Annotated in this window: 24 protein-coding genes and 1 tRNA gene; 12 read left to right on the top strand and 13 right to left on the bottom strand. The window is 67.9% G+C overall.

The features are described from left to right. Positions 1 to 21: 21 nt before the first annotated feature. The 5 genes from BLO63_RS06565 to BLO63_RS06545 form a co-directional block, all read right to left on the bottom strand. Positions 22 to 1,368, bottom strand: a complete 1,347-nt coding sequence (locus BLO63_RS06565) for a CmpA/NrtA family ABC transporter substrate-binding protein (protein WP_091437971.1) — start codon at positions 1,366 to 1,368, stop codon at positions 22 to 24. Positions 1,369 to 1,728: 360 nt separating this feature from the next. Next, positions 1,729 to 2,880: a CmpA/NrtA family ABC transporter substrate-binding protein gene (locus tag BLO63_RS06560; protein WP_091437968.1), complete on the bottom strand. Its 1,152-nt coding sequence runs from the start codon at positions 2,878 to 2,880 to the stop codon at positions 1,729 to 1,731. A gap of 13 nt (positions 2,881 to 2,893) precedes the next feature. Beyond that, complete coding sequence (locus BLO63_RS06555; RefSeq protein ID WP_091438786.1) at positions 2,894 to 3,484, bottom strand: ANTAR domain-containing response regulator; 591 nt, start codon at positions 3,482 to 3,484, stop codon at positions 2,894 to 2,896. A gap of 151 nt (positions 3,485 to 3,635) precedes the next feature. After that, positions 3,636 to 4,676, bottom strand: coding sequence for an HPP family protein (locus tag BLO63_RS06550; RefSeq protein ID WP_244517682.1), 1,041 nt, complete (start codon positions 4,674 to 4,676; stop codon positions 3,636 to 3,638). Between the two features lie 124 nt (positions 4,677 to 4,800). Continuing rightward, positions 4,801 to 5,250, bottom strand: coding sequence for an RrF2 family transcriptional regulator (locus BLO63_RS06545; RefSeq protein WP_091437966.1), 450 nt, complete (start codon positions 5,248 to 5,250; stop codon positions 4,801 to 4,803). Positions 5,251 to 5,322: 72 nt separating this feature from the next. Here BLO63_RS06545 and BLO63_RS21480 point away from each other — a divergent pair, with 72 nt between their 5' ends. Beyond that, the gene (locus BLO63_RS21480) at positions 5,323 to 6,624 is read left to right on the top strand and encodes a PAS domain S-box protein (protein ID WP_162841773.1); all 1,302 of its coding nucleotides are present in this window, start codon (positions 5,323 to 5,325) and stop codon (positions 6,622 to 6,624) included. A gap of 142 nt (positions 6,625 to 6,766) precedes the next feature. On the opposite strand, the gene BLO63_RS06535 is transcribed toward BLO63_RS21480, so the two are convergent. Further along, a tRNA-Leu gene (locus BLO63_RS06535) sits at positions 6,767 to 6,851 on the bottom strand. Between the two features lie 254 nt (positions 6,852 to 7,105). Here BLO63_RS06535 and BLO63_RS06530 point away from each other — a divergent pair. Continuing rightward, positions 7,106 to 8,128 (top strand): complex I NDUFA9 subunit family protein, encoded by a 1,023-nt coding sequence (locus BLO63_RS06530; RefSeq protein ID WP_091437962.1) that lies wholly within the window; start codon positions 7,106 to 7,108, stop codon positions 8,126 to 8,128. Positions 8,129 to 8,201: 73 nt separating this feature from the next. Here BLO63_RS06530 and BLO63_RS06525 read toward each other — a convergent pair whose 3' ends face one another. Next, on the bottom strand, positions 8,202 to 9,008 hold the full coding sequence (locus tag BLO63_RS06525) for an undecaprenyl-diphosphate phosphatase (protein WP_091437959.1): 807 nt from the start codon (positions 9,006 to 9,008) through the stop codon (positions 8,202 to 8,204). A 260-nt stretch (positions 9,009 to 9,268) separates the two neighbouring features. Between BLO63_RS06525 and BLO63_RS06520 the strand changes: the two genes are divergently transcribed. From BLO63_RS06520 to pheT, 6 genes are all read left to right on the top strand, one after another. After that, the gene (locus tag BLO63_RS06520; protein WP_205409275.1) at positions 9,269 to 10,375 is read left to right on the top strand and encodes an SH3 domain-containing protein; all 1,107 of its coding nucleotides are present in this window, start codon (positions 9,269 to 9,271) and stop codon (positions 10,373 to 10,375) included. 246 nt (positions 10,376 to 10,621) lie between these two features. Continuing rightward, entirely contained in the window at positions 10,622 to 10,822 is a 201-nt protein-coding gene (gene rpmI / locus BLO63_RS06515; RefSeq protein WP_091437955.1) for a 50S ribosomal protein L35, read from the top strand. Positions 10,823 to 10,855: 33 nt separating this feature from the next. After that, positions 10,856 to 11,239 carry a 50S ribosomal protein L20 gene (gene rplT / locus BLO63_RS06510; protein ID WP_018389391.1) on the top strand — a complete coding sequence of 128 codons (384 nt, stop codon included), beginning with the start codon at positions 10,856 to 10,858 and terminating at the stop codon, positions 11,237 to 11,239. Positions 11,240 to 11,528: 289 nt separating this feature from the next. Further along, a complete protein-coding gene (gene pheS, locus BLO63_RS06505; protein ID WP_091437952.1) occupies positions 11,529 to 12,629 on the top strand; it encodes a phenylalanine--tRNA ligase subunit alpha in 1,101 nt (366 codons plus the stop codon). Further along, positions 12,626 to 13,165 carry a hypothetical protein gene (locus BLO63_RS06500; RefSeq protein WP_244517680.1) on the top strand — a complete coding sequence of 180 codons (540 nt, stop codon included), beginning with the start codon at positions 12,626 to 12,628 and terminating at the stop codon, positions 13,163 to 13,165. The genes pheS and BLO63_RS06500 overlap by 4 nt, the downstream gene beginning before the upstream one ends. 25 nt (positions 13,166 to 13,190) lie before the next feature. Then, positions 13,191 to 15,608: a phenylalanine--tRNA ligase subunit beta gene (pheT, locus tag BLO63_RS06495; protein WP_091437947.1), complete on the top strand. Its 2,418-nt coding sequence runs from the start codon at positions 13,191 to 13,193 to the stop codon at positions 15,606 to 15,608. 145 nt (positions 15,609 to 15,753) lie between these two features. Here the strand turns inward: pheT and BLO63_RS20920 are convergent, their stop codons facing one another. Then, positions 15,754 to 16,326: a hypothetical protein gene (locus BLO63_RS20920; protein ID WP_143007057.1), complete on the bottom strand. Its 573-nt coding sequence runs from the start codon at positions 16,324 to 16,326 to the stop codon at positions 15,754 to 15,756. A gap of 197 nt (positions 16,327 to 16,523) precedes the next feature. Next, positions 16,524 to 17,903, bottom strand: coding sequence for a flavin monoamine oxidase family protein (locus tag BLO63_RS06490; RefSeq protein WP_091437944.1), 1,380 nt, complete (start codon positions 17,901 to 17,903; stop codon positions 16,524 to 16,526). Between the two features lie 273 nt (positions 17,904 to 18,176). Between BLO63_RS06490 and BLO63_RS06485 the strand changes: the two genes are divergently transcribed. Continuing rightward, positions 18,177 to 18,839, top strand: a complete 663-nt coding sequence (locus BLO63_RS06485) for a sulfate transporter family protein (RefSeq protein WP_091437942.1) — start codon at positions 18,177 to 18,179, stop codon at positions 18,837 to 18,839. Between the two features lie 3 nt (positions 18,840 to 18,842). Here BLO63_RS06485 and nth read toward each other — a convergent pair whose 3' ends face one another. After that, positions 18,843 to 19,787: an endonuclease III gene (gene nth / locus BLO63_RS06480; RefSeq protein WP_244517678.1), complete on the bottom strand. Its 945-nt coding sequence runs from the start codon at positions 19,785 to 19,787 to the stop codon at positions 18,843 to 18,845. Between the two features lie 22 nt (positions 19,788 to 19,809). Between nth and BLO63_RS06475 the strand changes: the two genes are divergently transcribed. Together BLO63_RS06475 and BLO63_RS06470 are read left to right on the top strand one after the other, a co-directional pair. Further along, positions 19,810 to 20,340: a DUF2244 domain-containing protein gene (locus BLO63_RS06475; RefSeq protein WP_091437940.1), complete on the top strand. Its 531-nt coding sequence runs from the start codon at positions 19,810 to 19,812 to the stop codon at positions 20,338 to 20,340. A gap of 72 nt (positions 20,341 to 20,412) precedes the next feature. Next, entirely contained in the window at positions 20,413 to 21,306 is an 894-nt protein-coding gene (locus tag BLO63_RS06470) for a methylated-DNA--[protein]-cysteine S-methyltransferase (RefSeq protein WP_091437937.1), read from the top strand. Between the two features lie 115 nt (positions 21,307 to 21,421). Here the strand turns inward: BLO63_RS06470 and BLO63_RS06465 are convergent, their stop codons facing one another. The 3 genes from BLO63_RS06465 to dapB all read right to left on the bottom strand — a co-directional run bounded on the left by BLO63_RS06465 (position 21,422) and on the right by dapB (position 23,496). Beyond that, a complete protein-coding gene (locus tag BLO63_RS06465) occupies positions 21,422 to 21,865 on the bottom strand; it encodes a PACE efflux transporter (RefSeq protein ID WP_091437936.1) in 444 nt (147 codons plus the stop codon). Between the two features lie 180 nt (positions 21,866 to 22,045). Further along, complete coding sequence (locus tag BLO63_RS06460; protein WP_091437934.1) at positions 22,046 to 22,669, bottom strand: 2,3-bisphosphoglycerate-dependent phosphoglycerate mutase; 624 nt, start codon at positions 22,667 to 22,669, stop codon at positions 22,046 to 22,048. A gap of 20 nt (positions 22,670 to 22,689) precedes the next feature. After that, complete coding sequence (dapB, locus tag BLO63_RS06455) at positions 22,690 to 23,496, bottom strand: 4-hydroxy-tetrahydrodipicolinate reductase (protein ID WP_091438778.1); 807 nt, start codon at positions 23,494 to 23,496, stop codon at positions 22,690 to 22,692. 350 nt (positions 23,497 to 23,846) lie between these two features. Between dapB and BLO63_RS06450 the strand changes: the two genes are divergently transcribed. After that, positions 23,847 to 25,607, top strand: coding sequence for an acetolactate synthase 3 large subunit (locus BLO63_RS06450; RefSeq protein WP_091437931.1), 1,761 nt, complete (start codon positions 23,847 to 23,849; stop codon positions 25,605 to 25,607). Positions 25,608 to 25,677 lie beyond the last annotated feature (70 nt).

Here is a 25,677-nt window from a genome sequence, read left to right as displayed (position 1 = left end):
GGAGGAGCGGCGTGCGGCCGCTCACGCCACGCGCTTGATGTCGAGGCTGGCGAGGTAGGCGGTGGGGTTCTCGGGATCGAACACCTTGCCGTCGAAGAAGGTCTCCTTGCCGCGCGACGAACCCGCCGGGACGTCGGTGATCCCCAGCGCCGAGGCGGCGGCGCGCCAGATGTCCTCGCGGTTCACCGTGTCGACGAGACCCTTCACGTCGATGGCCGGGTCGAACTTGCCCCAGCGTATGTCCTCGGTGACGAACCAGGCGTCGTGGCTCTTGAAGGGATAGGAGGCGTGGTCGGCCCAGAACCGCATATACTGGTCGGAACCCTTCACGACGCGGCCATTGCCGTAGTTAATGTCGCCGCGCGTGCGGCCGATGATGTCGGCAACCGGCACGTTGAACCATTGCCGCTTGCCGACGATGGCCGACATCTCTTCCTTGTTCGCCATCTGGTCGCACCATTGCTGGGCTTCCATCACCGCCATCACGATCGCCCGGGTGGCATTGGGATTGGCATCGACGAAGTCGGCGCGCATGCCGAGCGCTTTCTCCGGATGGTTCTTCCAGAGTTCGCCGGTGGTGCAGGCGGTGAAGCCGATGCCCTGGTTGACGAGCTGCTCGTTCCACGGCTCGCCCACGCAGAATGCGTCCATGTTGCCGACCTTCATGTTCGCCACCATTTGCGGCGGCGGCACCACGATGGTGGAGACGTCCTTGTCGGGGTCGATGCCGGCGGCGGCCAGCCAGTAGCGCAGCCACAGATCATGCGTGCCACCGGGGAAGGTCATCGCGACCTTCACCTCCTTGCCGGCCTCCTTTTTGGCGGCGAAGGCGGCCTTCAGCGCCGAGGCGTCGGCGGTGACATTGAGATCCTTGTAGTCGTTGGAGACCGAAATCCCCTGCGCGTCGAGATTGAGCCGCGCCAGGATATACATCGGGGTCGGCACGCCGTTCTGCGTCACCTTGCCGGTGGAGATGAGGTAGGGCATCGGCGAGAGGATATGAGCGCCATCAATGCCGTTGGCGGCGCCGCCGAGCACGAGGTTGTCGCGGGTCGCGCCCCAGGAGGCCTGTTTGTTCACCTCGACATCGGGCACGCCATATTTGGCGAACAGGCCCTTTTCCTTGGCGATGACCAGCGGCGCCGCATCCATCAGCGCGATGTAGCCGAGCACGGCCCTGGTGGTCTCCGGCGTCGCCGCATGGGCATCCGGGACGCCGCCGGGGAAGGCCATGCGGACCGCATCGAACAGTGCGGCGGTCGCCAGCGTCGCGGCGGAGGATGTCAGCAGCGAACGCCGGGAAATGCCTTTGCCCGCCCCGGCGGGGCGGACGGACGGGCGGCGGATGGACGGAAGACGGAGTGTCATGGCTGAGCCCTCGGAAGTCTTCGAGAAGCCGCGCGTGCCATGGAAGCCAACGCGGCGACGAAACGCATCGAATTGCCGATCCCGACGGGTTGAACCGTCGCGGAATCAGCATCTTTGCTGCAGACCCACCGCTGGGCTTCGAAAGGAAAATGCCGGGGTCATCGTTGGCCGACCGGCACGACTACCCATACAAGACCCGTGCCAGTCTCTGGCTCTATTCCAAATCCGGTTCAGAAGTCATGTGACATCAGATACTTGCGCGGCCGCGTCACCGTGTGTTCCTGGGCTGGCAACGCGGTGTCGTCGGGGCGAGAGCGGCGCAAAGTCAGGCATCATGTGGCGCGCAATTGCGCAGGCGGTCTATGTCGATCTCACGCGCCGGAGATAATCGTCGATGTCGTCGGGGGTGAAGGGCTCGCCGAACCGGGTATTCACCGGGTCTCCGGCCGGCCCGGATGACACGGGAGCGGTGCCCAGGGCAGCATCATAGACATCGGCGCGATAGACCGCCCCGGCCTCCGCGGCGCCGGCGGCCGAAAAAGCGGTCTGCCCCGCCCGCACCATCTGGGCGTAGATCCACGCGGCGTGGCGGGCATCGGGCCGACTGGCACCGTCGCGATGCAGCACGAGGAAGTCGCGGTTCTCGCGTGGCAGCCCGGCCTGCGTCGTGTCCAGCCGGCCCTGCAGGATGCGGCCGAGTGTTTCCGCCGGCAGTCCCAGAAACTCCGGGGACGACAGCAATTGGGCCAGTTCGACATGGTTGGCGGCCGTCTCGCTCCAGCGCGCGGCCGCGTGCAGCGCCCGCACCAGACGGCGCAATACGTCCGGCTCCGCCTCGGCGAACCGGGCGTGGACGCCCAGCACCTTTTCCGGCGCCCAGCCAAAGATCTCCGGCCCGAGCAGGGCGATGCGCCCGACGCCGGCTTCCACCGCCACCGCGTTCCAGGGCGAGCCGACGCAAAAGCCGTGGATCAGCCCGCTGCGCAGGCTCTCCACCGTGAAGGGGGGCGGCACCACCACAAGCCGCACGTCGCGGTCGGGATCGAGCCCGCCCGCCGCCAGCACATGACGCAGCATGTAGGTGTGGGTGGAGAAGGAGTAGACGGTGGAGAAGGTGAGCGGCTCCAGCCCCTGCGCGGCCCGCGCACGCACCATCTGGCCCAGCGCCTGCGCCACGCCGAGGCCGGACGACAGGTTATGGCCCGTCGCTTCCATCGCCTCATAGATCGGGTGCGCAAGGGTGATGGCGCTACCGTTCAGGTTCAGCGCGAAGGGAGCCACCAGCGGCACGCGGACATGGCCCAGCCCGAGGCTGGAGGCGATGGCGAGCGGCGCCAGCATGTGAGCGCCGTCGAGCAGGCCGACATTGACCTTGTCGCGAATATTGGCCCAGGACACCTCGCGGTGCAGGTCGAGTTCCAGCCCCTCGGCGGCGGCGAAGCCGAGCTTGGCGGCGGCGACCAGCACGGCGGCGTCGGTGAGGGGGATGAAGCCGATGGCGAGTCGTCTCATGTTTTATGCGGCCTCATTTGAACAGGTCCGCCGCGGTGATGACGGATTGGGCAATGTCAACCATGCGCTTCTTCTCGTTCATCGCGGTTCGACGCAGCAACGCATAGGCAGCCTCCTCGTCGAAACCCTTCATTTTCATCAGAATGCCCTTGGCCCGATCGAGCGTCTTGCGCTCCTCAAGCGCGGTGCGGGTCTGTTCCAGCTCGTCGCGCAGTCGCGAGAAAGCCCGGAACCGGCTGATCGTCATGTCCACGATCGGCCGCACGCGCTCCTTCTTCAGCCCGTCGACAATATAGGCGGACACCCCGGCCTCGATCGCCGCCTCGATGGTGGAGGAATCCGACTGGTCGACGAACATGGCGACCGGCCGCTTCACTTCGCGGCTGACCTGGAACATCTGCTCGACCACGTCACGGCTGGGGTCTTCGAGATCAATCAGGATCACGTCGGGGTCTATGGCATGTAGCCGGGCGAGCAGGTTGGTGTGCTCCGCCAGCCGCATGACGTGGACATAGCCGGCTTCGCGCAGTCCCGCTTCGAGGATGGCGGCTCGTAATGGGCTGGCATCGACGATGACGATCTTCAGGCCGGGATCGTTCGTCAGGTCTTGGCGCAAATCGAAATCCACGGTCCACGTTCGAGGGAACGGCGAGCGGTGGAGCTAGCAATCTTTGCGCCATCTCGCCTTTTCGCGGCCCGGGCTGCCGATTGCTGCGGGGTCGGGGAGGCGCGATGCGGAGCGGCTCGGTCCCGTTTCACGCCAAGCCGCGTCGCAATACGGCCAGCCAATCCGCCTCTGTCACGACCCCCAGCGGGCGACCTGCCGCGTCGACGATGAAGACCGCGTGGGCGCCGTCAACGGCGAAGCGGTCGAGGAGACCGACGGCCGGCGTTTCCGGCGATGCGGTAACGGCGGCGGTCATCAGTACCTCGAGCGCCTCGCCGGGGGTCGCGAGTTCCCGCAGCCCGATCGCGCCGACAATTCGTCCGTCGTCGTCGAGGAGGGGCAAGCGGCGCACATCGTGCTGGACGAGCAGCGCGCGCACCTCATCCAGCGGCATGGCGAGGGGGGCGGCAACGACGCCTGCGTGCATGATGTCGGCGCAGGTGAGGTCCCGATAGGAACGCGCCAGCGCTTTCTGCTCCATCTCGCGCAGCAGCCGCTCAAGGTCGTTCACGTCGATGTCGAAGGTCTCCCCGGTCCGATCGAGGGCGGCGGCCAGATCGGTGCGGCTGAATGTCCACGGCAGTTCGTTCTTCGCCTTGGCGGGCGGCGCGGCGACATGGGGATAGGAGTGCCCGGAAAAGCGGTGATAGATCCAGGCCGAGGCGACAAGAACGACCGCGTTGAGCCCGACCGGAAGAAGCGGGAAAGCGTAGCTTGAGGACGCGCCCGCGAAGAGACCCACGAGGGCGGCCGCCCCGCCCGGCGGATGCAGGCAGCGCAGAAGCGACATCAGGCCAATCGCGGCACCCACCGCCAGGCCGGCGGAAAGCGCCGAAAGCGGCATCGTATGAGCGACCAATAGCCCGACCAGTGCGGAAAGGGTGTTGCCGCCGATCGCCGGCCAGGGCTGCGCCATCGGGCTGGCGGGCACGGCGAACAGAAGCACGGCCGAGGCGCCCATGGGTGGCACCAGCCACAGCGCCTGCTGCCCGTCGGTCGCGGCGAATCCGCAGATCAGTCCAGTCAGCGCGATGCCGGCCAAGGCGCCTGTGCACGCCAGCGTTCGGTCACGCAGATTCGCGCCCGCCAGGATGGGCCGAAACAGTTTCAGGCGGGAGCTTTCGGACACGATGACCTCGGAAATGTCGTTAGGGCGTAAGGGTTTCACGGCCGGACCTGCGCGACATGGATCGGCAGCCGTCCGGCTGAACTCCAGAGCTGAGCGGCGATCAACGACGGGGGAATGTCGACGCTCATGCTATCCTCTCCCTCGGAGCGCCGGCGCCGAGAGACAGGATCAGGTGCTGGAAGCCGTGTTTGCGCTCCACAACACTGGCGAGGGTGTAATTGTCCAGCACAGCGAAAAAAGCCGCCATCGCCTCGTCCAGCACGGGCGACACGCCGCAGCCGCCCGACAACGCGCAGCCGCCGCAATCGACCAGATCGACATCATCCTCGGTGTGACGCAGCAATGCGCCGATGCGAATCTCGCTGGCAGGCCGCGCCAGCCGGTAGCCGCCGGTCCGGCCGCGCACGCTCGCGACATAGCCGGCTTTTCCGAGGTCGTGCAGGACTTTGACCAGATGGTTCTGCGAAATGGAATAAGCGGCCGCGATCTCGGAAATCGCGCAGAGCCTGTCGTTGCGGGCCGCGAGGTACAGCAGCGCGCGCAGGGCGTAGTCGGAATAGCGTGTCAGTTGCATGGCCGCCTGTCTGGACAGTTTCCAGTCCGCTGATACTTGTATATCATATACATGATTAAAGTGGAGGCAAGCATGACCGAAAATGGCGCGAAAACAGACAGTCATGAACGCGCACTAGGCAAGGCGGTGCGACCCTTCGCGATCGAGAGCCGCCGCAAGGAGAGCGAGGTCATCACCTCGTTCGTGCTGCGCCCGCTCGACAAAGAGCCGCCCGCCCCACATGTCGCCGGCCAGCATCTGACGCTGTTCGCCGATATCGGCGCCGCGGGCCGGCAGAAGCGCAACTACACCATCTCGTCCGCGCCGAATGGCGAGACCTACCGTATCTCGGTGAAACGCGAGCCGGAGGGGAGGGTGTCGACATGGCTGCACGACGAAGCGGTCGTGGGCACGATCCTCGACATCGCGCCACCGGCCGGCGCCTTCGTGCTCCCCACAGGCGATGAGCGCCCCCTCGTCCTGCTGAGCGCCGGCGTTGGGCTGACGCCGATGGTGGCGATGCTCGAGGCCCTTGCCGCCGCGAACCGCAGGCTCCCCCTGCAGTTCGTTCATTGCACGCAGAGCAACGCGACCCACGCCTTCCGCGAGCCTGTGCGCGCGCTTGCCGCCGCTGTGGGGGCTGAGACAACCTTCTTCCATACGCGGGCAGGCAAGGAGGAGGTTGCCGGGCGAGACTTCGACATCGCCGGACATTTGACGCTGGACTGGCTGCAAACGCATTCCCCGATCGCCGAAGCCGATTACTTCCTCTGCGGCCCACGGGCCTTCCTCAGGAGCTTCGTGCCGGGCCTCGCCACATCAGGCGTTCCTGCCGAGCGCCTCCATTACGAGTTCTTCGGAGCGGTGGAAGACCTGTTCGACGAGTCCGCGTCGGCCCCGCCCTCGGCTCCACCTACGGCTCCCACTGTGGCGGCCCGCCGCTCGCGCGCCGGTGCGGGCATTGCGCGCCAGGCGATCGGCGACGCGTTGATCGACAGCCCGGCCGATGCCGTCGTCGCCAGCGACGCCGAGGGCGCGATCACGCTGTGGAACCCGGGCGCCGAGCGCATCTTCGGTTTCACCGAGCAGGAGGCTCTTGGAAGCTCGCTCGACATCATCATTCCCGAGCCGTTCCGCGCGCGGCACTGGGAGGGATACCGCGAGACCGTCGCCTCCGGCCAAAGCCGCTATGGCGCCGGCGACATGCTTTCCGTGCCCGGCCTCACCCGGGACGGGCGGCGGATCTCGCTCGAATTCACCATCGCCCTGCTCAAGGACGAGGCCGGCAAGGTGACCGGCATGGTGGCCGTGCTGCGGGACATCACGCCGCGCTTCGAGGAAATGAAGGCGCTGAAGAAGAAGGTGGCAGAGTTGCAGAGGCCTTCGGAGGGGTGATGGAAACAACGCGGAGTTGTCATTGCCTACAAAGCACTGGATGCCAACGGATCGCTTCGGACGGTCGCAAACGAAAAAGCCGCCGAAACCAAAGGGTTCCAGCGGCTTTTCGGTAGTCCCCGAACCGTCTGCGACGGTTAAATGGTGCCCAGGAGAGGACTCGAACCTCCACGGTGTTACCCACACGGACCTGAACCGTGCGCGTCTACCAATTCCGCCACCTGGGCATGTGCCTTGCGGCACGGCGGCGAGAGATAGTCGTGTGGACTCCCTCTTGTCAACGCACCTTTCGCCCGAGATGCCACGAAGCGGTGGAAATCTCCCTCGCCCGGTCCCGCGCCGGTCCCATGCGCGCCGCGCGCCGGCCCTCGGGGGGCGGTGCGCGCAAAAGCCCGGCATGCCGGCGCGCGCGGACGCTGGACGCTGCCGCAGCGGCGCGCTAATCGTCGTGGCATGCCAATGCCGGGCCGGGAGACGTCACATGGTCGACACCACGAGGGAATTGCCGCTGGAGAGCGAGGCCGCGCTGGTGCGCCGGGCCGCGCCGATGGAACGGCTGGTGACGGTCTATGGCGGCTCGGGCTTTGTCGGCCGCCATGTGGTGCGCGCGCTGGCGCGGCTGGGCTGGCGGGTGCGGGTGGCGGTGCGCCGGCCCGATCTCGCCGGCCATCTGCAGCCGCTGGGCGCGGTGGGGCAGATCATCCCCGTCCAGGCCAATCTGCGCTACCCCGCCTCGGTGCTGCGGGCGGCGGAAGGCGCGGAGGTGGTGATCAACCTCGTCGGCGTGCTGCATGAGAGTGGCCGCCAGAGCTTCGAGGCGGTGCACGCCTTCGGCGCCAAGCAGGTGGCGCTGGCGGCCCGGGAAGTCGGCGCGCGGCTGATCCACGCCTCCGCCATCGGCGCCAGCGCCGATTCGGAAGCCTTCTATGCCCGCAGCAAGGCGGCGGGCGAGGCGGCGGCGCTGGAGACGGTGCCCGGCGCCGTGGTGATGCGCCCGTCCATCGTGTTCGGGCCGGAGGATGATTTCTTCAACCGCTTCGCCGCCATGGCGCGGCTTTCCCCGGCGCTGCCGCTGATCGGCGGCGGCGGAACCCGCTTCCAGCCGGTCTTTGTCGGTGATGTCGCTGACGCCTTCGCCAAAGCGGTGGACGGGCAGGCGCGGCCGGGCACGGTCTATGAGCTGGGCGGGCCGGAAGTGAAGACCTTCAAGCAGCTGATGGAACTGCTGCTGGCCGAGATCGACCGCAAGCGCCTGCTGGTGCCGATGCCGTCGGGGCTGGCCTCGTTCAATGCCCGCCTGCTCGAAATGCTGCCGAACCCGCTGCTCACCCGCGACCAGGTGCGGCTGCTCGGCTATGACAATGTGGTCTCGGAGGCCGCCAAGGCCGAGGGGCGCACGCTGGAAGGGCTGGGCATTGCGCCCACCGCGCTCGGCGCCATACTGCCGGGCTATCTCTGGCGCTACCGCAAGGCCGGCCAGTTCTCCCGGCCGGAAGCGGCCTGATCTTCCGATACGGGGTATAGAAAAGCCGCCGACGCGCCCGCGCCGGCGGCTTTTTCATGCGTCCCGGCTTGCCTCAGCCGACCAGCGCCAGCGCCACCAGCCCGGCGCCGCCCACGCCGATGCGCCACCAGCCGAAGGGCGCGAAGCCGTGGCGGGAGACGAAGGCGATGAGGCTGCGCACCACCGCCAGCGCGGCAATGAAGGCGGCAATGAAGCCGACCACGATCAGGGCCGTGTCGTCGGCGTTGAGCGCGTCGTGATTCTTGTAGAGGTCATAGGCGAAGGCGCCGGTCATGGTCGGCAGGGCGAGGAAGAACGAGAATTCCGCCGCCGCCGGCTTGCTGGCCCCCAGCAGCAGCCCGCCGACAATGGTGGAGCCCGAGCGCGACACGCCGGGAATCATGGCGAGGCACTGGATGAAGCCGATCTTCAGCGCCAGCTTCGGTGGGAAGGCCATGGCGTCCTCATAGGCCGGCTTCATCTTCAACGTATCGACCCACAGCAGCACGATGCCGCCGAGAATCAGCATGATGCAGATCAGCGCCGGCGTTTCGAACAGCACCTCCTTGATGAAGCCATGGGCGAAGGCGCCGATAACCGCCGCCGGCAGGAAGGCGACGAGGATGCCGAGGACGAAGTTGCGCGAGCGCGGGCTCGACGGCAGTGTCAGCAGCACCTTCAGGAATCGCTGGAAATAGACCACGACAAGGGCGAGAATCGCGCCGAGCTGGATGACGACCTCGAACACCTTGCCTTCGCTTTCGAAGCCGAGGAAATGGCCGGCCAGCAGGATGTGCCCGGTGGAGGAGACGGGCAGGAACTCGGTAAAGCCTTCCAGCAGGCCGAGAAGGAAGGCTTCGAGCAAGGTGCCGAACGACATGAGGCGCTTTCCGTGGGAGAAGATGTGCAAGGGGCGGGCGCCGCCGCGCGGGGCGACGCGGGCGCATCCTGTCCGCTTCGCCCGGCCCGCGCAACGTGACGCTGTGGCAGGTGGCGCGGAGGGCTTGGCGACAGCCGCCGGAAATAAAGGAGCGTTGCCGTAGGCGCCGAGCTGCGGCAGACATGAATCCGCCTCAACTGGCGGGTTCCCTCAGTTTTGGTCGGCGTTGCCGTAAAATGGCGGCGTTTGGGGAGTTTTCAATGAAAAGTCTGGTGGCGGGCGCCCTGCTGTGGCTGGCGCTTGCGGGGGCCGCGGTGGCGCAGGACCGCGGTTATGTGACGACGAATGTAAATTTGCGGGCCGGGCCCGGCACGGATTACCCGGTGGTGGTCGTGCTGGGCGAGGGCGCGCCGCTCACCATTTTCGGCTGCCTCAGCGACTATAGCTGGTGCGACGTGGCGGTGGACGATGTGCGCGGCTGGGTCGCGGCGGCCTATATCGAGACGGATTATCGCGGCCGGCGCGTGGAATTCTACGATTACGCGCCCACCATCGGCGTGCCGATCGTCGCTTTCAGCTTCAATGATTACTGGGGAACCTACTATCGCGGCCGCCCCTGGTATTCGACCTATGACCGCTGGGGCCCGCCCTACCGGCCGGGCCCCTATCCCGGCCCGCGTCCGGGACCGGGCTGGGGCCCGCCGCCTCCGGGTGGCTGGGGTCCTCCGCCTCCCGGAGGGTGGGGCCCCCGTCCGCCAAACTGGGGGCCGGGCCATCCCGGTTGGGGCGGCCCAGGCAAGCCGGGCGGACCTGGTGGTCCCGGCTGGGGTGGACCGGGCAAGCCCGGTGGGCCGGGCAATCCGGGTGGCCCCGGCTGGGGCGGTCCGGGCAAGCCGGGCGGTCCCGGAGGTCCGGGCGGACCTGGCGGTCCCGGCTGGGGTGGACCGGGCAAGCCCGGCGGCCCCGGTGGTCCCGGCAATCCGGGGGGGCCCGGAGGTCCGGGCGGACCTGGTGGTCCCGGCTGGGGCGGTCCAGGCAAGCCGGGCGGTCCCGGTGGTCCGGGCAATCCCGGTAATCCCGGGCGTCCGGGCGGTCCGGGTAATCCCGGCGGCCCGGGTTGGGGTGGTCCGGGGGGGCCGGGAGGTCCCAATGCCGGCCGTCCGCCGGGTGGTGGCCGCCCTGAGCAGGGGCGTCCTCCGGGCGGCGGCCGTCCCGAGCAGGGCCGTCCTTCCGGTGGTGGTCGTCCTGAGCAGGGCCGTCCGCCGCAGCAGGGCCAGCGTCCGCCGCAGGGCCAGCCGCAGCAGGGGCAGAAGCCCGGTCAGGTGCGGGGCCCTTGCATCAAGGGGTCCCCCAACTGCGCCAATTGAGAGCCGGCGCGGGACGCCCGGCGGCTTCCGCCGGGTCCGCGCTGCCGCGCAGAGCGGCGCGATGCCCGGGGAATACGGCCGGGCATCACTGTCGCACCCTTGAAATAATCGCGCCGCTCCTGTAGAGGGTGCGGCCTTCAAGAACCGCCCGGCTACAAGGGCTGCCGTGGCGGTTCGAACGCTCACACTAGATTGGGCCGGGACATCCCCTCGCGGGAGCGCCGCCGGCCGTGGAGATCGAGCCAAATGCCCAAGATGAAGACCAAGTCCGGAGCGAAGAAGCGCTTCAAGCTCTCCGGAACCGGCAAGGTGATCATGGCCCAGGCCAATAAGCGCCATGGCATGATCAAGCGCACCAACAAGCAGATCCGCGACCAGCGTGGCACCACGGTCATGTCCGAGCGTGATGCCTTCAACGTTCGCAAGTTCTTTCTGCCCAACGGCTGACGCCAGCCTTAGCCAGTCCCAGGAGAAATTCCCATGGCACGTGTCAAGCGCGGCGTAACTTCTCACGCCAAGCACAAAAAGGTGCTCAAGGCGGCGAAGGGCTATTATGGCCGCCGCAAGAACACCATCCGCATCGCCAAGCAGGCCGTCGAGAAGGCGCAGCAATACGCCTATCGCGACCGTAAGGTTAAGAAGCGTAATTTCCGCGCGCTCTGGATCCAGCGTATCAACGCCGCGACCCGCGAGCTCGGCTTCACCTATGGCCGCTTTATCGACGGTCTCAGCAAGGCCGGGATCGAAGTCGACCGCAAGGTGCTCTCGGATATCGCCATCCACGAGCCCGCCGCCTTCGCGGCGCTGGTCGAGCAGGCCAAGGCGGCGCTTGAGAGCGCCGCAGCGGAAAAGCAGGCCGCCTGATCTTTCGGCAGTGCCGAGACCAAAATCGAGAAGCCCCGCGCGCGAGCGTTGGGGCTTTTCGCGTTGGTGTAGCTCGGCTAAGACACCGCGGGTCAGGTGCTGTCATCCTCTCGCGCCGTCATCCTGAGGTGCCCCGCGTGGGCGGGGCCTCGAAGGATGTCGTCCCAGATGAACATCCTTCGAGGCTCACTGCGTTCGCGCCTCAGGATGACGGCAGGCGGGCGGAGGTCATGGCCTCCGTTCCGCCTCTTCCCTTCTGTCCACATCGCATTGCCGTCGAGGTCGATTCATGTCTGTTGCTGCCCTTCCCGATCTCGACGCGCTGGACCGCGAGCTGACCGCCGGCATTGCGGCGGCGGCCGACGAGCCGGCGCTGGAGACGATCCGCGTCGCCGCCCTCGGCAAGAAGGGCTCGGTTTCCGAGCTGCTGAAGAGCCTGGGCAGCATGAGCCCGGACGAGCGCAAGAGCGCCGGCCCGGCGATCAACGGCCTGCGCGACCGGCTCAATGAGGCGCTGGGCGCCCGCCGCACCGAACTCAAGGCCGTCGCGCTGGCCAAGCGCCTGGAGACCGAGCGCGTCGACGTCACCCTGCCGGTGCGCGAGACGCCCGCCGAACAGGGCCGCCTGCACCCGATCAGCCAGGTGATCGACGAACTCACCGCCATCTTCGCCGATATGGGCTTCGCGGTGGCGGAAGGGCCGGACATCGAGGACGACTTCCACAATTTCACCGCGCTGAACTTCCCCGAGGGGCACCCGGCGCGCGAGATGCACGACACCTTCTACCTGCCGACACGCGAGGACGGCTCGCGCCTCGTGCTGCGCACCCACACCTCGCCGGTGCAGGTGCGCACCATGCTGGCCAACAAGCCGCCGATCCGCGTCATCTGCCCCGGTCGCACCTATCGCTCGGACAGCGACCAGACCCACACGCCGATGTTCCACCAGGTGGAAGGGCTGGTCATCGACAAGGGCTCCAATCTCGGCCACCTGAAGTGGATTCTCGAAGAGTTCTGCAAGGCGTTCTTCGAGGTGGACAATGTGAAGATGCGGTTCCGCCCGTCCTTCTTCCCCTTCACCGAGCCGTCGATGGAGGTCGACATCCAGTGCGACCGCTCGCGCCCGGGCGAGATCCGCTTCGGCGAGGGCTCGGACTGGCTGGAGATTCTCGGCTGCGGCATGGTGCACCCGAATGTGTTGAGGAATTGCGGGCTGGACCCGGACGAGTATCAGGGCTTCGCCTGGGGCATGGGCATCGACCGCATCGCCATGCTGAAATACGGCATGCCGGACCTGCGCGCCTTCTTTGAGGCGGATGCACGCTGGCTCGCCCATTACGGCTTCCGCCCGCTCGACTTCCCGACACTGGCGGGAGGGCTGAGCGCGTGAGCAAGGCACCCGTCTGGTCGATCGAACGACTCACGGCAATGGAGACGGCGCAGCTCAAGCAGCTGCTCGCCAATGCGCAGGCGCGCGGTGCCGACGCGCTGGCGGCGCAGTGCGAAGAGGTTCTGGCCACGCGCGGCCCGGTGAAGAAGCCGGCCGGCACCTCCTCGACCTCTTCACCCGGCAAGCGTGCGGCGCGGGACTATGTCTCAGTGTTCCATTTCGTCTGCGAGAATGACCGCGGCGTCAGCACCGATGGCGAGGGCTTCTTCTGGACCGGCTCCTGGGTCGTGCCCGAGGACGAGGTCATCAAGAGCATGAATGCGGGCGGCAAGCTGGCGCTGCACGGCTCGCGCGCCGACAGGTCCTATCGCCAGGGCAAGATCCTCGACTATCGCAAGAGCGATGGCGATTCGGCGAAGAAGCGGAATATCGGCTTCGAGTTTCTGGTGGCCGCCGACGACGTGCCCCTTGCCTGGCCCGGCGGCGGGACGGGCGAGAAGGGCTACACCTGGGCCAGCCACGCCCAGAGCAAATGAACGAGCGGAACGGTAGGGCACTCCCATGAAATTCACCCTCTCCTGGCTGCGCGAGCACCTTTCCGGTGACTATTCGCTCGACGACGTGACCGGCGCGCTCAACCGCATCGGACTGGAAGTCGAAGGCGTCGAGGACAAGGCGGCCAAGCTGCGCGGCTTCACCATCGCCTATGTCGTCTCCGCCGTTCAGCACCCCAATGCCGACAAGCTGCGCGTGTGCATGGTCGACACCGGCGCCGGCGATCCGGTGCAGGTGGTGTGCGGCGCGCCGAACGCCCGCACCGGCATGAAGAGCGTGTTCTCCCCGCCCGGCACCTATGTTCCCGGCAAGGACATGACGCTAGGCATCGGCACCATTCGCGGCGTCGAGAGCCGGGGCATGCTGTGCTCGGCCGCCGAGCTGCAGCTCTCGGAAGACCATGACGGCATTCTCGACCTGCCCGAGGATGCCCCCATTGGCGCGACCTATGTCGACTGGATCGGCCTTGACGACCCGGTGATCGAGATCGCGGTGACGCCGAACCGGGCCGATGCGCTCGGCGTGCACGGCATCGCCCGCGACCTCGCCGCCGCCGGGCTCGGCACGCTGGTCGAGGACGAGATTGCCCCGGTGCCGGGCGTGTTCCCGTGCCCGGTCTCGGTGACGATCGCGGAGGACGCGCCATGCCCGGCCTTCGCGCTGCGGCTGGTGCGCGGGGTGAAGAACGGCCCCTCGCCGGACTGGCTGCAGGCCAAGCTGCGCGCCGTCGGCCTGCGCCCGATCAACGCGCTGGTGGACATCACCAACCTTCTGACCCTCGACCAGAACCGCCCGCTGCATGTGTTCGACGCCGCCAAGGTGCAGGGCAACCTCGTCGTGCGCCGCGCCATGGCGGGCGAGAGCCTGCTGGCGCTCGACGGCAAGACCTATGGGCTTGATGAGACCATGTGCGTCATCGCCGACGACCGGGCGGTGGAATCGCTCGCCGGCGTGATGGGCGGCGAGGAATCGGGCTGCGACGAGGCGACCGTCGATGTGCTGGTCGAATCCGCGCTCTGGGAGCCGATCAACATCGCCCAGACCGGCCGCAAGCTGGGGCTGAACTCGGATGCGCGCTTCCGCTTCGAGCGCGGCATCGACCCGGCCTTCACCCTGCCGGGGCTGGAACTGGCGACCAAGCTCATTCTCGATTTGTGCGGCGGCGAGCCGTCCGAGGTGGTGCTGGCCGGAACGATCCCGGACACCACGCGGGTGATCGCGTTTCCGCTCGCCCTGACCGAGAAGCTGACCGGGCTGGTGGCCGAGGACGACGAGCAGGTGGCGATCCTGCGCCGGCTCGGCTTCTCCGTTGCGGGCACGGGCGGCACGGTAGAGGTGACGCCGCCCAGCTGGCGCGGCGATATCGAGGGCAAGGCCGATCTGGTGGAGGAGGTGATCCGCATCGCCGGCCTCGACCGCGTGCCCTCGCTTCCCTTCCCGCGCGACGAGACGGCCCGCAAGCCGGTGCTGACCACGCTGCAGCTGCGCACCCGCAAGGGCAAGCGGGCGCTGGCGGCGCGCGGGCTGGTGGAGGCCGTCACCTGGTCCTTCGTGCCGAAGGCGCAGGCGGAACTGTTCGGCGGCGGCAGCGCGACGCTGGCGCTGGCCAACCCGATCGCCGCCGACCTCTCCGACATGCGCCCCAGCCTGCTGCCGGGCCTTGTCCGCGCGGCGCAGGCCAATGCCGATCGCGGTTTCGGTGACGTGGCGCTGTTCGAGCTCGGCCAGGTGTTCAAGGGCGACCGGCCGCAGGACCAGTTCATCGCCGCCACCGGGCTGCGCCGGGCCAGCGCCAAGCCTTCGGGCGCCGGGCGGCACTGGGCCGGCAAGGCGGGCGCGGTCGACGCGTTCGACGCCAAGGCCGATGCGCTGGCGCTGCTCGCCGCCTGCGGCGCGCCGGTGGCGAACCTTCAGATCTCGACCGATGCCCCGGAATGGTTCCACCCCGGCCGCTCCGGCACGTTCCGGCTCGGGCCCAATGTGATCGGCCATTTCGGCGAGCTGCACCCCTCGGTGCTGGAGGCACTGGACGCGGCCGGGGACGGCAAGTCGCCGCTGGTCGGGTTCGAGATCCTGCTCGACCGCATTCCCGAACCGAAGGCCAAGGCGACGCGGGTCAAGCCGCTGCTGGAGCTTGCCGCCTTCCAGCCGGTCGAACGCGACTTCGCCTTCGTCGTGCCGCGCCATGTGGCGGCGGGTGACATGGTGAAGGCGGCTGCCGGCGTCGACCGCAAGCTGATCGCCGGGGTGAACGTGTTCGACCTCTATGAGGGGCCGGGGATCGACGCCGACAAGAAGTCGGTGGCGCTCTCGGTGACGCTGCAGCCGCGCGAGAAGACGCTGACCGATGCCGAGATCGACGCGGTGGCGGCTAGGATCGTCGCCGAAGTGACGAAGAAGACCGGCGCCACGCTGCGCGGCTGAGGCGATAGACGCTATCCCCCGGGCTTGGCCCGGGGATCCACGTCTTGTTTCGGTTCGCTCGGAAATCGTCGATGTCCGGGCCCGGTCCGGTCCGGACGGTGGTGGCGAGCCACCGGTCCCGCCCCCGTGAGGGGGCGGGTGCGGGTCAGCTGGCCCGGTCGCGGCAGTACTTGACCACGGTGGCATCGAAGCTGCCCGGGCGGGCCATCACTTCGGCACACTGTTCGCCTTTTTGCCTGCGATCGGTCTTGGACGAGGAACTGCCCGGCGTCGTTCCGGTCGTGCCGCCCGGCGTTTCGGTAGCGGGCGTTTCGGTGTTGGGAGTTTCTCCGCCGGGAGTCTCGCCACCGGGGGTCTCGCCGCCCGGAGCCTCGCCGCCCGGAGCTTCGCCATCGGGAGCCTCGCCACCGGGAGCCTCGCCGCCCGGAGTCTCGCCACCCCCACCGGGAGTCTCGCCGCCGCCACCGGGCGTGCCGCCATCACCACCGGGAGTACCGCCGCCGTCACCGCCCGGGGAGCTGTTGTCGCCGCCGCCGGAACCGCCACCGGGCGATCCGCCGCCGCCGCTGTCGCCGCCGCCGCCATCGCTGGAACCACCATCACCGGAGCCGCCGCCCGTCGCGTAAGCCGGAACCGCCACCATCAAGCAGGCGGTAAGCATGCCAACGCCGATGAGGCGGGCGTTAAGTCGGATAATATTCTTCTGTATATTCTGCACGTGATGCTCACAAGGAAAGACGCGTTCAGGAAATCTTCAGCATCGTCCGTGCAGACAACAAGGGAAGTCTGAATTTAGTTTCAAAATATATCGTCGACAATATTAAATTATATTACACAATTGGGATAGAACTGTCCGTAAGCACGGAACTGTTTTCGATGGTGGAATGATCTTCCGGGCTCGTCGTCCGTCGCGCCTTACGCCGGCCCGTCGCCGAACAGGCGCAGCGCCCGGGTGGCGGCGGCCTCGCCGGAGGCCCAAGCGCCGCCCAGCGTGCCCCAGCCGCTGACAGGCACATACTCGCCGGCGAGGAAGATCCGGTTCTGCACCGTATCGGCAAAGACGCGGCGCTGCGCGCCCTGGCCGGGCAGGGCGGCACTGAGCGCGCCGCGGACCAGCGGGTCCTGCCCCCAGTTCGAGGCCACGACCTCCGATACCACCGCCTCCGCCGTGGGGAAATTCGCCCGCAGCCAGTCGCGCGCCAACGGCAGCGCCGCCGCCGCGCCCTTTTCGGCAATGGTCCGCGCGGGGGCGTCGCCAAAGGTGAGGACATGCAGGTCGCTGCCATTGATCCGGCCGCGCAGCAAGGCGGGTGGGGCGGTGCCGGCCGCCGTCAGCACGGCTTCATTGGGCTGCAGCGCCAGCGGATTGCCGGGAAGCAGGAACGCCACCTGTTCGAGATGCCCGGCGGGGATTGCCCGCAGCGCTGTGACGAGGCGCGCCGGCAGGCCGGGATTGAAGCGGATCGCCCCGGCCGCCAGCACCGGCGCCGGCACCGCCAGCACGATGGCGCGCGCCCGGATCGGCGTGCGCTGCCCGCGCACCGAAACGCTGTGGAAGCGCCCGCCATGGGTGACGAGCGTGACCGGCGCGTCCTTCTGCACATTGAGCCAGGCGCCGAGGCCCTCCATCAGCGTGCCGATTCCGGCCGGGCTCGTGGTGTCGTCCGGCGGGGCGTCGCGGCGGGCGAGATCGAGCGCGGAGAGGGTGGCGAGCGATCGCCCGCAGCCCAGCGGGCCGAGGAACTGCGCCACCGTGGCGGCCCAGGGGCCATTCGCTCCGGGCGTGCCCTTGGCCGGCGGCGGCGCGTTGGCGAGTGCCTGCGCGGCGGCGATATCCTTGCCGCCATCGACCGATGTCAGCATGTCGCGCCGCGCCGTGCCGAGCGCCGATGCGAAGGCGTCATAGGCGCTCTCGCGCACCTCGCGGCCATGGGCGAACAGGCGGCGCCCGGAGGGCAGGGCGATCAGCGTCTGCCCGGCGCCCTGCGCGCTGGCGGCGAGCGTGCCTTCGCTGCGGGCAAAGCCCCCCGCGCCGAGATCGACCCTGAGGCCGAAGGCATCCTCGGTCCGAGCCCGGCCGCCCAGCCTCGGCGAGGCCTCCAGCAGCACATAGGAGCGCTTGGCCTCGGCAATGCGCCGTGCCGCGGCGATGCCAGCGGCGCCGCCGCCGATGATGACGACCTCGACATCGCTCGCGCCGGTCTGGGCGAGGGCGGGCGCGGGCAGCAGCGCGGCGGAAGCGGCGGCGAGGAAATGGCGGCGGTTCAGCGTGCCGGGGTGGCGCGGTCGGGTCATGCGGCAAGCACTCAAGCGGTGAGGCGCGCAGGCTAGCACGCCCGGCCCATCGGGCGAAGCTGCGGCGCCGCCGGATCGGTCCGCGCGCGCCGATGCCGGCTAAGCGCTTGGCGTGAATCATGTTTTGTTCAGGGGAGAACGAATCGGGACTCACGGCTCGGTGCAGGAATGCAAGGGCCTCGATCGCCCGCGCCGGCGGCCGACCTTGCGTCATTGCCTTGAGAGATCGGGCGGCGCGCCCTACTTACGTGCGGTCGCCAGAGGGGAACTTTGATGCTGCGGGACGCGATCACGGCTTTCGCCCAGACCTTTTCGCCGGCCTATCGCCGGGTGCTGCTGCGCTCCGTCGGCCTCGCCATCGGTCTGTTGGTCGCGCTGGGCATCGGCGCGCATTACGCGCTGACCTATTTCGTGACGCTGGATCTGCGCTGGGCGGAGATCACGGTCGATATCCTCGCCGCCTTCGGCATCTTCATCGGCGCGATCTTCCTGGTTCCGCCCGTGACCTCGCTGGTGGCCGGGCTTTTCCTCGACGATGTCGCCGCGCAGGTGGAGCGCACCGATTTCCCGCTGGAGCCGGAAGGGCAGGCGCTGCCGATCGGCCGCTCGCTGGTGCTGACGCTGAAATTCTTCGGCGTGATGCTGGCGGTGAACCTCGTCGCGCTGCTGCTGCTGCTGGTGCCGGGGGTGAACCTCGTCGTGTTCTATGTCGCCAATGGCTATCTGCTCGGGCGGGAATATTTCCAGCTCGCGGCGATGCGCTACCGCAGCGAGGACGAGGTGGCGCTGATGCGCCGGCACCATGGCGTCGGCGTCTTTCTCGGCGGGCTGGTGATCGCCGCCGTGGTGTCGGTGCCGATCCTCAACCTGATCACCCCGGTCTTCGCCACCATCTTCATGGTGCGGCTGCACAAGCGGCTCTCCCGGCAGGGCTGAGGCTCAGGCCGGGGTCTTTTCCGGCCAGCGGCAGAGATCGGCGATCAGGCAGCGCGAGCAGTCGGGCTTGAGTGCCTTGCAGACATAGCGCCCGTGCAGGATCAGCCAGTGATGGGCGTGCAGCAGGAAGCGTTCGGGAATCGTCCGCTCCAGCCCCAGTTCCACCTCCAGTGGCGTCTTGCCCGGCGCCAGCCCGGTGCGGTTGGCGATGCGGAACAGATGGGTGTCGACGGCGATGGTCGGCAGGCCGAAGGCGATGTTGAGCACGACATTGGCGGTCTTGCGGCCGACGCCGGGCAGCGTCTCCAGCGCCGCGCGGTCGGCCGGCACCTGCCCGCCATGCTCGGCGATGAGGCGGCGGGAGAGCTCGACCACGTTCTTCGCCTTGCCGCGATAAAGGCCGAGGGTGCGGATGTGCTGGGCCACGCCCTCCTCACCCAGCGCCACCATCGCCTGCGGGGTCGGGGCGGCTTTGAACAGGCCGCGCGTCGCCTTGTTGACGCCGACATCGGTCGCCTGCGCCGAGAGCACCACCGCGACCAGCAGGGTGAACGGGTCGTGATAGTCGAGTTCGCCCTCCGGGTGCGGGTTGGCCGCCTCGAAGCGGGCGAAGGCGGTGGCGATCTCCTCATGGCTCCACGGACGGAAGGCGCCGCCCAGCGCGGCGGCCGCCGCATTGGCCACCGCGCGCCGGCGGGCGGGGCGGGTGGCGGCCTGCGCCTCCAGCACCGCCCGGGCCGGGCTGGTCTTGGAGGTGCTCGCCTTCGGCCTGCCGACCTTGGCCGTGCTGACCTTGACCGTGCTGACCTTGACCTTGGCGCCGTCGGGCACCTTTTCCGAGGCCTTGGCGCGGCGCGCGGAGGTGCCGTCGCGCGGGCCGGCCTTCGCCGCCGGCCGCGTTCGCGGGCGCGCGTTACGACGCACCGAATCCTTGTCCTCATCCGCCATTTTCGACCTATAATGCCCGCCCATGAGCGCTGCCAATACCGCCTCCCCGAATGAGAGCGCCGGCTTCGACGAGCCGGAACTGTTTTCCGTGCGCTACCAGCCCCATCGCTCGCTCGGGCCGCGCGGCTTTCTGGTGGTGATGTGCATCGTCGCCGGCATCAGCTTTGTCTGCGGCCTCGCCTTTCTGATGATGGGGGCATGGCCGGTGTTCGGCCTGTTCGGGCTCGACGTTCTCGCCATCTGGTGGGGTTTCCGGCTGAATTTCCGCGCCGCCCGCGCCTGCGAGGAAATCACTGTGACGCCGAGCGTCATCCGGCTGCGCCATGTCGCGGCGGATGGCACTGAGTACCGGGAGGAGCTGAACCCGCTCTGGACCCGGCTGACCTGCGACGAGATCGAGGATTTCGGCGTGCAGCGGCTGGCGCTGGAGATGCGCGGCCGGCCCTATGTGGTCGGCAGCTTCCTGCACACGGCGCAGCGCGAGGAACTGGCGGAGAACCTGGCCCGGGCGCTGGCCGAGGCCAAGCGTGGGGTGGCGCGCTCGGTGGTCTGACGGTTCCGTCGAAATCGGGTGGCCCGGGGCTGGCGGGCGTGGTCGGATGCAGCCAGCTTGAGGAGAACGCCCGTGCTCGCGCCCAATCTCGACGCCGCCCACCCCCTGGAAATCGCCGCCGCCGATTATGAGATCGTGCGCCGCGCGGTGGAATATGTGAATCTGCGCTTCCGCGACCAGCCGGAGGTGGAGGAGATCGCCCGCGCCTCCGGCGTGCATCCGCGCGCGCTGACCGAGCTGTTCCGCCGCTGGTGCGGCCTCACCCCGAAGGACTTCCTGCAAGCGGTGACGATCGACGCCGCCCGGCGGGTGCTGACCGAATCCGACAATGTGCTTGATGCCGCCTATGAGCTCGGCCTTTCCGGTCCGGGGCGGCTGCACGATCTGTTCGTGGTGCATGAATCCATGTCGCCCGGCGAATGGAAGACCGGCGGCGCCGGGCTGGTGGTGCGCTACGGCTTCCACGCCTCGCCCTTCGGCAGTGCCCTCGCCATGGTGACGCCGCGCGGCCTGTGCGGCCTCGCCTTCGCCGATGAGGGCGAAGAGGACGCGGCGCTGGCCGACATGCGCCGGCGCTGGCCCAATGCCATCTATATCGAGGACCCGGTGGCCACCGCCCCCTATGCGGCGCGCATCTTCGATCGCGGCGCCTGGAGCCCGGACGATCCGCTGCGCATCGTCTTCATCGGCACCGATTTCGAGGTGAAGGTGTGGGAGACGCTGATGCGCATTCCGCTCGGCAAGGCCACCACCTATTCCAGCATCGCGCAATGCGTGGAGAAGCCGAAGGCCGCCCGCGCCATCGGTGCGGCGGTGGGCAAGAACCCGATGTCCTTCGTCGTGCCGTGCCATCGCGTGCTCGGCAAGAACGGCGATCTTACCGGCTATCACTGGGGGCTCACCCGCAAGCGCGCCATTCTCGGCTGGGAGGCGGGGCAGCTGTGCAAGGAATGGGGCGGCAGCTGAGCGCCCGCGCGGGCTAGATCATTTCACTGTTTCATTGAAACGGTGGAATGATCTAATTCGTTGTCTTGTCGCGTTTTCTTCACGCGAACCGGTATCCACTTCGCTCGAAAACGCTCTAACGCTGCCCGGCGATGGCCGGATGGCGGGCTTCGGGCAGCGGGAACAGCGCGTCATAGGCCCAGTTGAACGCGAAGGCGTAGACGAGGAAGAACACGGTCAAGGCGAGGTCCATCAGGAAGGCCTCGACCAGCCCGACGCCGAGATACCAGGCGACGAAAGGCACCAGTACGAGCACGAGGCCAGCCTCGAACAGAAGGGCGTGTACGACGCGCAGCCCCAGCGTCTTGCGCACCGAGCCGCGCAGCCGCGCCAGCGCATGGTCGAAGCCGAGATTGAACACATAGTTCCAGCTGGCGGCGATCAGCGCCGCGCCGGCGCCGATGGCGCCCATGTCGAACATCGGCACGCCGAACACCCACGCGCCGAGCGGGGTGATGAGCGACAGAGCGATGATCTCGAAGCTGACGACGTGGCGGATGCGATCGGCGGTCCCGCGCATGACGGTTTTCCCCTTCATGTCGGGCCGTCCCGCGTGGGTTCCCGGGAGGGGGAAGCCGTCTTCACATCGCTCATATGGGTCTGCTTCCGTCTGCGGCAAGGCCGGCCGGCGACGCGCGCCGGCCGGGAGGCAAGCCGGCGATCTGCCGGCAAGGTCTGCCCGCGAGGCAAGCCGGCACGGTCAGCCGGCGAGGTCGGTGATGCTCTCCACCGTCGAATCCGCCTTCAGCCGGTAGATAACAGGCGCGCCGGTGGCGAGTTCGCGATGGGTGATGGTCTCGGGCGTGTGCTTCTCGAGCACCATGATCAGCGCCCGCAGCGAATTGCCATGGGCGGCGACCAGAACCCGGTTGCCCTGCAGCACCTTCGGCAGGATCTCGGTGACGTAATAGGGCAGGGTGCGGGCCACCGTATCCTTCAGGCTCTCGCCGCCGGGCGGGGGCACGTCATAGGAACGGCGCCAGAGATGCACCTGCTCCTCGCCCCATTTCACCCGGGCATCGTCCTTGTTGAGGCCGGACAGGTCGCCATAGTCGCGCTCGTTCAGCGCGAGGTCGCGGGTGATCGGCAGGTCGGTCTGGCCAAGCTCATTCAGTGCGAGGTCCAGCGTCTTCTGCGCCCGCGACAGCTGCGAGGTGAAGGCGATGTCGAACTGGTAGCCCTCCGCCTTCAGCCGCGCGCCGGCCTTCTTCGCTTCCTCGACCCCGAGGGCGGTGAGATCCGGGTCGCGCCAGCCGGTGAACAGGTTCTTGAGGTTCCACTCGCTCTGGCCGTGGCGCACGAGGACGAGAAGGCGTTCGGACATCGGGTCGTTCTCCGGGTCGATCAGAAGTCGGTGAGGCCGAGGACATCGGTCATGGAATAGAGGCCGGGCTTGCGCCCGCGCGCCCAGCGGGCGGCGGCCAGCGCCCCGCGGGCGAAGATGCCGCGATCCTCGGCCTTGTGGGCGAGTTCGATCCGCTCGCCGGCGCCGGCGAAGATCACATTGTGCTCGCCCACCACCGTGCCGCCGCGCAGGGTGGCGAAGCCGATATCGCCCGGCTGGCGCGGGCCGGTGAGGCCGTGGCGGGTGAACACGCCATTCTCCGCCAGCGTGACCCCGCGCCCCTGCGCGGCGGCCTCGCCCAGCAGCAGCGCGGTGCCGGAGGGAGCGTCGATCTTGCGGTTATGGTGCATCTCGACGATTTCGATGTCGAAATCCTGATCGAGCGTGCGCGCCACGCGCCGTACCAGCGCGGAGAGAAGGTTGACGCCGAGGCTCATATTGCCCGAGCGCACGATGGCGGCATGGCGGGCGGCGGCGGCGATGCGCGCCTCCTCCTCCGGCGAAAAGCCTGTCGTGCCGATGACATGCGCGATGCGCGCCTGCGCGGCGAAGGCGGCATAGGCGACGCTGGCGGCGGGAATGGTGAAGTCGATCACCCCGTCGGCGGCGGCGAACAGCGTCAGCGGGTCGTCCGAGACTTTGAGGCCGAGCGGCGGCAGGCCGGCGAGCTCGCCGGCGTCGCGGCCGAGGAATTCGCTGCCGGGCTGGTCCACGGCCCCGACCAGCAGGAGATCGGGCGCCTCGCTGATGGCGCGCACCAGCACCCGGCCCATGCGGCCCGAGGCCCCGACGACGACGAGCCGCATCTGCGTCATGAACGCCAACTCCCTGTTTCCACGCGCGGTATAGCGGCGTTCACCCGCCACGAAAAGTGCGCTATCACCTTACATTCTTCGCCTCAGGACACCGAGTGTCTTGACGCCTGCGCGGGGCCCCTGTACAGCTCGCGCAACTTTACGAAGGAGCGGCGCCGCAATGCGCAAGAATATTACCCTTATCGTAGGATGGCGCGTCGCCGCGGAGTTGGCCTAACGGCTGCTCCGCTCAACGGTGACGCGCGGAAATGGCCCCTGACGGGGCCTTTTGATTTTCTGGCACTCCCTCGACCCTTCCGCAAACGACGCAAGAGACGACGAGCGTAAAAAGGAACAAGACCATGATGCGCGAGATGACCGGCGCCGAAATGGTGATGCAGGCCCTGATCGATCAGGGTGTCGAGCACATGTTCGGCTATCCCGGCGGCGCGGTGCTGCCGATCTATGACGCCATGTTCCACCAGAACCAGGTGAAGCACATTCTCGTGCGGCACGAGCAGGGTGCGGTGCACATGGCGGAGGGCTATGCCCGCTCCTCCGGCAAGGTGGGCGTGGTGCTCGTCACCTCCGGCCCCGGCGCCACCAATGCGGTGACGGGCCTCACCGACGCGCTGCTCGATTCCATTCCGCTGGTCTGCATCACCGGCCAGGTTCCGACCCATCTCATCGGCTCGGACGCCTTCCAGGAGTGCGACACGGTCGGCATCACCCGGCCCTGCACCAAGCACAACTACCTCGTCCGTGACATCAACGACCTCGCCCGCGTGATGCACGAGGCGTTCTATGTCGCGCAGAACGGCCGCCCGGGTCCCGTCGTCGTCGACATCCCGAAGGACGTGCAGTTCGCCAAGGGCATGTATGTCGGGCCGGAGAACATCCAGCACCGCACCTATCAGCCGCGGCTGAAGGGCGACCCGGAGAAGATCAAGACGGCGGTCGAGATGCTGGCCAAGGCCAAGCGCCCGATCCTCTATACCGGCGGCGGCGTGATCAATTCCGGCCCCGAGGCGAGCCGCCTGCTGCGCGAATTCGCCCGGCTGTCCGGCTATCCCGTCACCTCGACGCTGATGGGCCTCGGCGCCTTCCCGGCCTCCGACCGGCAGTGGCTGGGCATGCTGGGCATGCACGGCACCTATGAAGCCAACATGGCTATGCATGATTGCGACGTCATGGTGTGCGTCGGCGCGCGCTTCGACGACCGCATCACCGGCCGCCTCGACGCCTTCTCGCCGGGCTCGAAGAAGATCCACATCGACATCGACCCGTCCTCGATCAACAAGAACGTCAAGGTCGACCTGCCGATCATCGGCGATGTGAAGCATGTGCTGGAAGACATGCTGACCGTGTGGCGCGGCATGAAGGCTGAGCCGGACCGGCAGGCGATCGCCTCCTGGTGGGGGCAGATCGACAAGTGGCGGGCCCGCAAGTCGCTGGCGTTCCAGCCCTCCGACCGCATCATCAAGCCGCAGCAGGCCGTCCGGGCGCTGTACAATGCGGTGAAGGACAAGGACGTCTACATCACGACGGAAGTCGGCCAGCACCAGATGTGGGCGGCGCAGCACTTCCACTTCGAGGAGCCTAACCGCTGGATGACCTCCGGCGGCCTCGGCACCATGGGCTATGGCCTGCCGGCGGCGATCGGCGCGCAGGTGGCCCATCCCGACAGCCTGGTGATCGACATCGCCGGCGAGGCCTCGATCCAGATGTGCCTGCAGGAAATGTCGACGGCGCTGCAGTTCAACCTGCCGGTGAAGATCTTCGTGCTCAACAACGAATATATGGGCATGGTGCGGCAGTGGCAGGACCTGCTGCATGGCGGGCGCTACTCCCATTCCTATTCGGAATCGCTGCCGGACTTCGTCAAGCTGGCCGAGGCCTATGGCGGCGTCGGCATTCGCTGTTCCAACCCGGCCGATCTCGACGGGGCGATCCAGGAGATGCTGAACGTCAACCGTCCGGTGCTGTTCGACTGCCTGGTCGACAAGATGGAGAACTGCCTGCCGATGATCCCGTCGGGCAAGCCGCATAACGAGATGATCCTGCCTGATCATCCCGAGGCGCTGGACGAGGCCATCGACGAGGAAGGCAAGATGCTGGTGTGAGGTGCGTTTTCGTCGCCTTCGCTTCCTTCCCTCATCCCCGGGCGCGACCCGGGGACCCAGTGTCCGGGTG

This window comes from Ancylobacter rudongensis, assembly GCF_900100155.1.
Classification (GTDB): Bacteria; Pseudomonadota; Alphaproteobacteria; order Rhizobiales; family Xanthobacteraceae; genus Ancylobacter; species Ancylobacter rudongensis.
This window is presented reverse-complemented; position numbering and strand designations above follow the sequence as displayed.